Source organism: Terriglobales bacterium, assembly GCA_035454605.1.
Lineage (GTDB): Bacteria > Acidobacteriota > Terriglobia > Terriglobales > Acidobacteriaceae > DATMAB01.
Window position 1 is genome coordinate 1 of the sequence record DATIGQ010000179.1, and the last position, 10710, is coordinate 10710.

The window sequence follows — 10710 nt, forward strand, 5'->3', positions numbered from 1 at the left end:
AGCGGCGGAGCGACTACGCAACCGCAGCGTGGGGCGGTGGTTCTCCTGACACCCAGGACCGGAGCTGGAGCGCCCTCGGCAATGCTGCAGGCCTATGAGTTGGCCGGGCGGGGCGCCGCCGCGGTTCTGATACCCGAATGGCCGCGGGTACGAGAGCGATGGGAAGGAATCGGCGCACGCTTGCCGGAGATCAGCCAGCAAGTGGTGGGCCTCGATCCGGCTGCGACACCGGGCGGCTTGACGGCGGTGGCGCTGGATAACGCCGCAGCGCAGCAAATCGGCGCGATGCCGGAGGGAACGCCGGTGCGCCTGGCAGCGAGCGTGAAAGAAGAGAAGACTTCAACCACGTGGAACGTGCTGGGCTGGCTGCCGGGACGCGACCCTGCGCTGCGGGAGCAGGTGGTGCTGCTTTCCGCGCACCACGATCATGTGGGAGTGGGCAAAGAGGTGAACGGCGACAGCACGTATAACGGCGCGGATGACGACGCCTCAGGCGTGGCCGCGGTGCTGGAACTGGCGCGGCAACTGGCTGCCGGCCCGCGGCCGCGACGCACCGTCCTGTTCGTACTGTTCGGCAGCGAAGAGCAAGGCGGGCTCGGATCGTTGTACTTCCGCGAGCGGCCTCCGGTTCCGCTGACGAAGATGGTGGCCAACCTGGGATTCGAGATGATCGGCCGGCCCGATCCTAAGGTCCCGCCGAAAACGCTGTGGCTGACCGGGTACGAGCGCTCGAACCTGGGGCCGCGGCTGGCGGCGCAGGGCGCCCGGCTGGCGGCCGATCCGCACCCCGACCAGGATTTCTTCCGGCGCTCGGACAATTACGTCCTGGCCAAGCGTGGCGTCGTAGCGCACACCATTTCGAGCTACGGGCTGCACAAGGACTATCACCAGCCCAGCGATGAGGTGAGCCGCATCGACTTTGCGCACATGACGGAGGCCATCCAAGCGCTGGTGGGGCCGGTGCGCTGGCTGGTGAACTCAACATTCGCGCCGACATGGAACGAGGGGATGGTGCCGTAACGGCAGGCCTAGTGGTCGGTGGGGAACGGTTACTAACAACAGCCCCTAATTGGGCTTCTTCGCGTCGCCGGAGCTGGCGATGGAGTCGTCGATGGGTTTGCGGCCGATGAAGCCTTCGGTGGGCCCGTGCCAATGGGCGATCTTTTTCTCCCCCAGCTTCCAGCAAAGCAGGATCACGCTGTCGCCGACCTGACAGGGAAAGTCGAGCAGGCCGGTGTCCAGGTCCTTGACCTGCACGCCGAGCGCGTCGATCTCACTGAGAGTCTGCTGCACGCTCTCGAGAGCGGCGTCGCGCTGGGCGCGGCGCTCCGCCCAGTGGCCGATCTGCAGCAGCATGCCGCCAGAAGCGGAGATGCGGTGTCCCAGCGCTTGCAGTTCCGAGTCGATCTCCTCCACCTGCTTCTTGTTGTGGACGGCAGCGTCGAGCAGGGGCTCAAGCATAGGCAGGAGCTGCTGGGCCTCATCGAGAGTAAAGGTGCGTTCCGCCATGCTCAGTGGATCTCCAGCATACGATCCAGCGCCAGGCGCGCCCAGCGCTTTACTTCCGCCGGAACCTCGATCCGATTGACCACGTTGCCTTCGTTCAGGTTCTCCAGCGCCCACAGCAAGTGCTGGGGCGAAATGCGGAACATCGTGGTACACAGACAACCGGAATCGTCCAGCGTGACGACTATCTTATCCGGGTTCTGCTTGGCCAGCCTGTTTACTAAATGGATTTCCGTGCCTACGGCAAAACTGGAGCCGGCCGGGGCCTCGGTGACGGTTTTGCGGATCTTTTCGGTCGAACCCATGGAGTCGGCCTTCTGACAGACCTCCCAGCGGCATTCGGGGTGGACGATGACGTGAATGCCGGGATACTTCTGGCGGACGGCCTCCACGTGCTCCGGCAGGAAGCGCTGGTGCACCGAACAATGCCCTTTCCACAGGATGACGCGAGCCTTACGCAGGCGCTCGGGGGTATTGCCGCCCAGGAGCTGATAGGGATCCCAGACGGCCATTTCGTCCAGCGGGATGCCCATGGCATAGGCGGTGTTGCGTCCCAGGTGCTGGTCGGGCAGGAAAAAGGCGCGGGGCGCTTTGGCAAAAGACCAGCGCAGCGCGGCGGCGGCGTTCGAAGAAGTGCAAACCAGCCCTCCGCGCTGGCCGCAAAAGGCCTTGATGGCGGCCGCGGAGTTGATGTAGGTGAGCGGCGTGACGCCGCTGCCGGAGTCGTCGGTGAGGCCGAGGCGAACGAACTGCTCCCAGGCGTCCTCCACCTGGCCGATCTCGGCCATGTCCGCCATGGAGCAGCCAGCATTCAGGTCGGGCAGGATGACCTGCTGGCCGGCGCGGCTGAGGATGTCCGCGCTCTCGGCCATGAAGTGGACGCCGCAGAAGACGATGGTGCGGGCCTCGGAACGGGCCGCCTCCTGGGCCAGCTTGTAGGAGTCGCCGGTGTAGTCGGCGAACTGGATGACCTCGTCACGCTGGTAGTGATGCCCGAGGATGACGGCCTGCTTGCCCAGCGCCTCTTTGGCGGCGGCAATGCGACCGTCCAGGGAGTGGTCCGGCAAGACGAGATAGTTGTCCAGGGAGCAGACAATCGGGGCTGCAATCGACATTTCTCTTTCCGCCTTCAGTCCCGCGCCGGCCAGCGAAGGCCGCGCAGAACGGGGATGTTGAAAGCATCCACCGGCTCCAGTAGATCCACTGTTCGCCAAGGCGAACCCGACCTACGGGGTTGTTGAAGCCGACAGTCGTTCCTTCCTGATAATTTTGATGCCGGCCGGGCAGGAAAGACGCACCGGCTGCACAAGCTCATTTTCCCATCCAGGGGCGGGTGGCGCAAGCCTGCCGCCGCCAAGGCGGAACGGCACGTATCCATGTGATTAGCTGTGCGCCGGTTTGCCGCAGAGCTATAATCCCGCGCACAAGGCAGCCCGCAAAAGGCCGCGTGCGAGGAGATTTCCCGCCATGAAGTTCCGGTCGATTCTTCCCATCATGTTGTTGACTGCCACCACTCTGGTGGCGCAAACCTTCCGCGGAAGCATTCTCGGCACGGTGACAGATTCCACCGGCGCCGTGGTCGTGGAAGCCAGAGTCGCCATTCGCAATACCGACACAGGATTAGAGCGCTCCACTGCTACGGATGCGACGGGATTCTTTGTCGTGCCCGAGCTGCCCATCGGAAACTACAGCGTGACCGTGGAAAAAGCGGGATTCCAGAAGTCGGTGGCCAGCGGCATTCGGGTGGACGTCGCCGCCGAGCGGCGAGTGGATGTGACGCTCCAACCCGGGCAGGTGGAACAGGTGACCGAAGTCACGGCAGAGGTTCCGCTGGTAGACACGAGCAGCAACGTGCTGGGCGGGGGCTTTGAGGAAAAGCAAGTGCTGGACCTTCCCATCAACGGCCGTGACTTCACCAAGTTGCTGATCATGGTGCCCGGTGCGGCGGGCGAACCGAACGGAGGCGGCGATTCGCCGGGATCGTTCGGGCTTTTCAGCGTGAACGGCAACCGCGGCCGGTCAAACAACTTCCTGCTCGACGGCACCGACATGAACGATGGCTATCGAAACCTACCGGCCATCAACCAGGGAGGCGTGTTCGGCACGCCGGGCACGGTGCTGCCCATCGAGGTGATCGCCGAATTGCGCGTGCTTTCCAACTTCGAACCCGAGTACGGGCGGAACTCCGGCTCGGTCGTCAACATTGTGACCAAGAGCGGGACCAACGACTTCCATGGCAGCGTGTTCGAGTACTTTCGGAACGACAATCTGAATGCCCGCAACTTCTTCAACACGGTGGGCTCAAAGAACAAGTTCCACAACAACCAGTTCGGGGCCTCCATCGGTGGTCCCATCGCCAAGGACAGGACTTTCTTCTACGGCGCCTATGAGGGCCAGCGGGAACGGCTGGGTATCGACTCCCTGAACAACGTGCCCACGCTGAGCGATTTCGCCGATGCCTTCGGGGCGATCCGGGGCCTGGGCGGCCCGGCGCCCGAGTGCGCCACGGGCAGCATCTTCGACTGTGTGACCGCGCAGCCCGGTGGCGTTGTCAATCCTGTGATTCTGAACCTTTTCAACTTCTGCCAAACTAATGGCGGTTGTTCCGGCGGGCCGGATGTATGGCCGGCGGCCAACCTGACGGGCAGCCCCAACTCGGTTTCGACGGCGGCCGCCTCTAACGATGCCGACAGCTTCATCATCAAGCTGGATCACGCTTTCAACGAAAACAACCATCTGAGCGGGCGGTATTTCTTCGGCAACAGCAACCAGAGCTTTCCCCTGGGTCTGGCCGGCGGCAACAATCTGCCGGGAACGAATACGGTGTCGCCGATCCGCGCGCAACTGATCTCGATCAGCTTTGTGCACGTCTTCTCGTCCACCCAGGTCAACGAGGCGCGGTTCGGCTGGAACCGATACTCGCAGGACTTCCTGGCGGAAGACGCCGCGGTTTTCGGAAATCCGAACGACAGCATCGGGTTGAACAACGGGGTCACCGACTCACGCGATTTCGGCTTTCCGACCATGCAGTTCGGCGACGGGTTCGCCTCCCTGGGGTCGTCCGGATTCTCCAATCCACGCGGACGCAGGGACACGAACTGGCAGTTCATCGACAACTTTTCCTGGAAGTTCAACCGGCACGACATCAAGTTCGGCTACGAATTCCGCCGCACCACGGTGGATTCGTTCAACGACTTCCACTTCCGCGGACGCATCAGCTTCGGTTCGCTGCAGGATTTCCTGGCCGGCATGCCCACGGGTTTCAGCTTCTTGCCATCGGGGAACACCGACCGCGATGCGCACCAGAGTTCCCACGCGTTCTACGTGCAGGACAGCATCCGCGTGCGGCGCGACTTCACGGTCAACCTGGGACTGCGGTGGGATTACTTCGGGGTGATCGGCGAAGACCAGAACCGCTTCAGCATGTACGATCCTGCGGTTGGGCTGGTGCAGGTGGGCCAGCTCTACGAGAAGGACCACAACAACTTCAGCCCTCGCGTCAGTTTTGCCTGGGACATCGGAGGCAAGGCCAAGACCGTGCTGCGCGGCGGCTTCGGCGTCGCCTACGACATCTTCTCGCAGGACTTCTTTACCGGCCAGATTCCGTTCAACTCGTTCAACGCCGGCCCGGCGTACAACGCCATCGGCCCGGACCCGGTCTTCTTTTCCTTCAGTCCGACCGCGGTGCTGGCTCCGGGTGCGGCGGTGTTCGATCCGGCGACTTTCTCGACCGACACTACGGATGCTTTTACGGTCGATCCCGGCCTTCGGACGCCGTACATCTACAACTACAACCTGAACCTCGAACAGGAACTGTTCCCCCGCACGGTGCTGCAGGTGTCGTACGTGGGGTCGGCGGGACGCAAGCTGTTCCGGTTCCGCGACATCAACCAGCCGAGCCAGGCAACCATTACGGCCACGGACCTGGCGAACGGATTCATTGATATCGTGCCCCGCAATTTCTCCACGCCCTTGAGTGCGCTGGCACCCAACGCGCCGTTCTACGTCAATGAGCTCGAAACCTCGGCGAGTTCGAGCTACAACGCGCTACAGGTGAGTTTGCGGCAGCAGAATTGGCATGGACTCACGCAGCAAATCTCCTACACCTGGTCGCATTCCATCGATACCGCCAGCGATGGGCAGGACTTCGTGCCTAACGCGGCGCAGCCTAACGACAGCAACAACCCGCGCGCCGACCGTGGCAACTCCAACTTCGATACCCGGCACCGGTTCGTGTGGTCCGCTACCTACGCTCTGCCCAAGATGGGACTGGGGCGCCTGGGTGAAGGTTGGCAGATCAGCGGCGTGTTGACGCTGCTGAGCGGACACCCCTTCCATGTGAACTACAACTTCCTGGACGACTACGACGGGAGCGGCGAGTTCTTCGGCCGGCCCGACCTTGTGGGCGCGGTGACCTACAACCCCGACAACCCACTCCAGTTCCTTAACCTGACGTCCTTCCAAGTTCCCTGCACACTCGATCCGGCGGGAGACGGCAGCGCGGCGTTCTGTGTGCCGGGAACGCGGCATTTCGGAAGCCTGGGACGGAACTCGCTGATCGGCCCCGATTATCGCAATTTCGACCTTGCCGTCAGCAAAGATACGCGCCTCACCGAGCGCTTCCATCTGTTGCTGCGGGCAGACTTCTACAATCTCACGAACCATCCCAACTTCGCCAATCCACTGCTGCCCGCGTTCATCGCTGACGCGGCTCCAAACGGGCTCGACCCTACGAACGGACGCAGCTTAGGCTTCCTTCCTATCCTGGCAACGTCCGACGTGGGGCTGGGAAATCCTGTGCTAGGCGGCGGTGGGCAGCGTAGCATCCAGTTCTCGGCTAAGTTCACGTTCTAAAGATCCCTGGCCAAGAACGAGGGCGCGGCTTTCGCCGCGCCCTTTTTGTTTTCCGGAATGCTGACTGCTAAACGCTGAATGCTCCTCAGCCGCCGATGTGCACCATCGAGCGCGAGGGTTTTTCGAAGCCGGGCTCGCCGATGTGGTGGCGGGCTTCTTTCTTCTCGACAACGGAGACCATGTAGTCGCCGAGTTCGGCGTCGCTGGCACCGGCCCGCATGCGGCCCGCGAGGTCGTGGTCGAAGAGGGAGAACAGGCAGGTGCGGATCTTACCGTCGGAGGTGATGCGCACGCGCGAGCAGTGTCCGCAGAAAGGCTCGGAAACGGGCGCGATGATGCCGACCTCGCCCACGCCATCATCGAAGGTGAAACGGCGGGCCGTCTCGCTGTAGGCGCGGGGTATCTCCACCAGCGGCCGGAAGGCACGGATGCGGTCCACGACCTCGCGCAGGGTAACGACGATCTCCGGCGACCAGACCCGGTCCTCTTCCAGCGGCATGAACTCGATGAAGCGGACGATGACGCCCTCTTCGCGGGCGAAACGGGCGAAGGGCACGATCTGGTCGTCGTTGAAGCCGCGCAGCAGCACGCAGTTGACCTTGACCGGGTCGAGGCCGGCGCGGCGGGCGGCGCGCACGCCCTCAAGCACGCTGGAAAAGCCGTTGGAGACCCGGGTGATGCGGGCGAACTTTTCGCCATCGACCGCGTCCATGCTCACGGTAACGCGGCGCAGCCCGGCCTGTTTCAGCGGCTCTGCCATTTCGGCCAGAAGGTGACCGTTGGTGGTGATGGCCAGGTCGAGCGGATGGCCGTCGAGGGTGTGGAGTGCCGAGAGTTCGCGAACAAACTCGACCACGTCGCGACGCAACAGGGGCTCGCCGCCCGTGATGCGCACCTTTTCGATGCCCAGCCCGACGAACAAGCGCACCATCCGCAGGTAGTCGGCGAGCGGCAATTCTTCGTAGAGCGCGCCTTCGTTGCCGGTGCGGCAATACACGCAGCGGTAGTTGCAGCGGTCGGTCACCGAGATCCGCAGGTCGGTGATGGCGCGTCCGAATTTGTCGCGCAGGCGCATGAAGAAGCAGCACTCAGCAATCAGGAATCAGCATTCAATCGAACCCTTGTTTCTGGGATGCTTTGGGAGAGGAAAAGTCTCGCGCAGGAGAGCGACGAGCGTTTCCTTTCCAAGCGCATCCGGTAACGCCGGAAGCATGGGAGGCACGGGCGTTTCCACCCGCACCCTCGTGAGCCGCCAAGGCGACCCAACCGTCGGCCAGCCATGGCGCACGCCGCAGGCCAAGCCGATCGGAAACCTCAGCGTCATTATACGTCCGTAGGGGTCTACGTGCGTTCGAAAGAAAAAGGCCCGGCCGACGGCCGGGCTTGGAGGCTGCGGACACCGCTTCAGGAAGACTTCTTCTTGTCCGCCGCCTTGATTTCCTTGTTGGCCTTCTTGATCTCGGCACTCGCCGCCTGGTCGGAGACGCCCATATCCTTGAGCGTCTTCCCGAGCGACTTGGTCTTCATGCCTTCGAGCACGGCGTTGGTGTCGAGGTTGAGGTTCTTCGACACCATCACGGCCGAAACGAATTGGCCATAGTTTTTCGCGCCGCTGGAGGCATAGAGCTGCTGGAGTTGCTCGGAAGACATGCCGGTCTTTTCCTGCAGCATCTTGAACGAGCCGCCGTTGATCTGCGCGCTCGTCAGGGCGCGCTGCTCATGCGCCTGGGAGCTGTTTGCGCTAGGCGTGGATTCGGGTTGACCGGTGACCGCTGGCTTGCCTGCATCCGCCGGGCGCCCCATCTCCGGGCCATGTCCCATGCTTTGTGACGGGGCGCCGGCGCCTGCCGGGCGACCTGCGCTGCCGCTCTTTCCCTGGCCGAATGCAGCCAGCGAAATCATAAGAAACAAAGGAAGAATTGCGCGCTTCACGAGTTCTACCTCCTTGAAAAATGGAGAGCTAATCACTGCACAACTTTAGATGCCATGGCGCAGCATGGGGTGGTCTGTCCGTCGGACGTTGCTAGGAACCGTGGAAGGGCGCGGCGATTCTCTCGGCAACCACATCCGGAATCTCGAGTTGGGGATAGTGGCCCACGTCTTCGAGCGCCACGAACTCCGCTTGGGGCAGGCGCTGACGAATCAATTGCGCGACGTGCGCCCCGGAGACGAGATCCTCCATGCCCCACAGGAAGCGCAGCGGCACACGCGTCTGCTCCAGCGCCCCGACCCAGCGCTGGCGATGCTGCTGGCGCTCGTGCTGATACTGCATGAGGCGGTGATAGTTCCGAACGCCGTCGCGCCGGGTGATGGACTGCCAGTGCTGCCGGAGTTCTTCCTCGCCAATCGGATGCTGGCGCGAGAAGATCGAGGCGAAGTTACGGCGGAACGTCGACTCGGTGACGAACGCGTTCACCACAGGCCCCAGGACGCGGTGGGCCAGCAGTTTCTGGATCCGTAGCGGGCGATACACCTCGGGATAGAGGCCGCCGTTCATCAGCACCACTCCCTCGATGCGCGCCGCAGAACGGCCCTCGGCGAGGCGTGCCAGCAGTTCCTGGGCGACGGTGACGCCGTAATCGTGGGCAACCAGCACGGTGCTGGAGATGTCAAGGCGGCGCCACAGTTGCTCCGTTACGGAAGCCTGATCAAAGAGGCTGTAGGACTGCGCGGGCTTGTCGGAATCGCCAAAGCCCAGAAAGTCGAACAGCAACAGGCGGCGATGCGCCTGGAGCAGCTCCGCCACCGGCGCCCAGTCCCAGGAACAGGTGGGGAAACCGTGCAGGAAGGTGACCCATGGGCCCGAGCCCTGGCGACGGCAGAAGACCTCGTAGCCGCGTGTGCCGCCGCTGCCGGCGGGAAACCACACCGGGATGCGGCTGCCGGAAGCGAACCACTGGTCGAGCGTGAGGGTCATGGTGATTCGCCGGCTGCCCGTTGCCCGGTGACATCGGAGGTCGCGGGGATTTCTCGGGATGACAGTAGCAGACGCACGAGGAGTTGCTATTTCCTGGGCCGGTTGATCTCGCTGAGGATGCCGCTGCCGCGCGCCTTGAGGATCATCTGGCGGATGCGGGGCTTATCCAGCGGCGGCCACATTTCGTCGAGCGCCTTCCAGGCCTCCTGACCGCGGCCGCCATAAAGGTAAGCGAGCACGATGCCGAGCGCCTCGGCCTTGACCTCGGTGACCGCTTCCCTCTCATGCGGGCTCAGTTCCTTGGGCTTCTGATCGTCCGAGGCGGCGGTAGGTGAGCCGATGAACTTGTCGAGAATGTCGCGGGAGATGCGACCCCGGGCCTGGGCGATCTCGCGTTCATAGTCGGGCCAGAAGGCCTGGCTGATCATGATCAGGGTCTCGCCCTTCAGGCGGAAGACAATGAGCGGCTGGGGCGTCAGGGAAGCGGGAAGATCGTCAAAGCGGAGGAAGGCGAAGTCGCGAGCCCAGATCTCGACGCGCCCGTCGCCATCGCGGTCTTCGAAGTGCAGCGGCACGGAAGTGGTGAACTGGGCCACGACATGCGGCGGCTCGGTCAGCTCAAAAACTTGGTAGGAGTAAGAGCCCTCCGTGGCCGTGCTCACCACGACATCCGGTACGCCATCTTCGTTGACGTCACGCTGCGTGGCGGGCTCGAGCGCGGCCTGGGTGCCGTAGGCCTCGAACACGGTTGCGCCCGCCGCAGAGACCACGACGGCGCGGCATTGGCCGTCGTGCTCGCCACCTGAGACCGGCGCCAGCGAGACGCGGTAACCGTCCCAGAGGTCCTGCGTCACTTCATGACGTCCGGGGCTGCAGCTCACGTCGGCGGCGTGTAGGGGCAGACCAGAGACAGCCAGAAGGATGGAAGCCAGCAGGATTCGTCTCATGGCAGGCGGCTAACGGTTCCAGAATAGCAGACCGCGACGAGTACGGCCCGGAGGTTCGGACTACCCCGCGGGTTTGCCCTAGCCTCTGGAGTGGCTTGGGTTTGGCGCCCTCCTATTGCCTCCTCGCTCGTCCGCAGCGGCGGACTCGTTCGGAGCCGGTCGGGCGCCGGTTTCTCAGGCATCGTTACCCAGGGCTTGCTCGGCGCGGGAGACAAGCTCCCGCGCGCTCGCCGCCCTGGGCTATTCTCTTCCGCCCGCTGCCGCGGGCTGGGGCGGTAGCAAGGAATGCAGCACGGAGCAGACGCCCAGATCTGCGAAGATTCAAATCTCACTTCAGTTCACAGGAATCTTTCGCCGCAGGAGGTCGCGGAACATGAGGAGCTGACCAGGATCCAGAACCCTCTTTGGAATGATCTGGAATTCTCCCTCAGCCACATAGAGAAGAAACAGGTGTCTTGACTCGACGAAGCGCTCGATTCCTTTCCA

The 10710-nt window shown here is 63.2% G+C and carries 8 protein-coding genes and 1 riboswitch; of the genes, 2 read left to right on the forward strand and 6 right to left on the reverse strand.

What is annotated here, in order from left to right; translation table 11 throughout:
• Positions 1–1020, forward strand: a 1020-nt coding sequence (locus VLE48_12765; protein HSA93877.1) for a M20/M25/M40 family metallo-hydrolase, incomplete at its 5' end; no start/stop codon positions are given.
• A gap of 45 nt (positions 1021–1065) precedes the next feature.
• Here the strand turns inward: VLE48_12765 and VLE48_12770 are convergent.
• Together VLE48_12770 and nadA are read right to left on the reverse strand one after the other, a co-directional pair.
• Positions 1066–1509, reverse strand: a complete 444-nt coding sequence (locus VLE48_12770) for a DUF2203 domain-containing protein (GenBank protein HSA93878.1) — start codon at positions 1507–1509, stop codon at positions 1066–1068.
• Between the two features lie 2 nt (positions 1510–1511).
• Complete coding sequence (nadA, locus tag VLE48_12775; GenBank protein HSA93879.1) at positions 1512–2621, reverse strand: quinolinate synthase NadA; 1110 nt, start codon at positions 2619–2621, stop codon at positions 1512–1514.
• Positions 2622–2973: 352 nt separating this feature from the next.
• On the opposite strand from nadA, the gene VLE48_12780 reads away from it, so the two are divergent.
• On the forward strand, positions 2974–6360 hold the full coding sequence (locus tag VLE48_12780; GenBank protein ID HSA93880.1) for a TonB-dependent receptor: 3387 nt from the start codon (positions 2974–2976) through the stop codon (positions 6358–6360).
• 85 nt (positions 6361–6445) lie between these two features.
• Here the strand turns inward: VLE48_12780 and moaA are convergent, their stop codons facing one another.
• From moaA to VLE48_12800, 4 genes are all read right to left on the reverse strand, one after another.
• On the reverse strand, positions 6446–7435 hold the full coding sequence (gene moaA / locus VLE48_12785) for a GTP 3',8-cyclase MoaA (GenBank protein HSA93881.1): 990 nt from the start codon (positions 7433–7435) through the stop codon (positions 6446–6448).
• Between the two features lie 86 nt (positions 7436–7521).
• Positions 7522–7683, reverse strand: a riboswitch (molybdenum cofactor riboswitch).
• Between the two features lie 81 nt (positions 7684–7764).
• Positions 7765–8292 carry a hypothetical protein gene (locus VLE48_12790; protein ID HSA93882.1) on the reverse strand — a complete coding sequence of 176 codons (528 nt, stop codon included), beginning with the start codon at positions 8290–8292 and terminating at the stop codon, positions 7765–7767.
• 91 nt (positions 8293–8383) lie between these two features.
• Positions 8384–9277, reverse strand: a complete 894-nt coding sequence (locus VLE48_12795) for an alpha/beta hydrolase (GenBank protein ID HSA93883.1) — start codon at positions 9275–9277, stop codon at positions 8384–8386.
• An 86-nt stretch (positions 9278–9363) separates the two neighbouring features.
• The gene (locus tag VLE48_12800; protein ID HSA93884.1) at positions 9364–10224 is read right to left on the reverse strand and encodes a hypothetical protein; all 861 of its coding nucleotides are present in this window, start codon (positions 10222–10224) and stop codon (positions 9364–9366) included.
• Between the last annotated feature and the right edge of the window lie 486 nt (positions 10225–10710).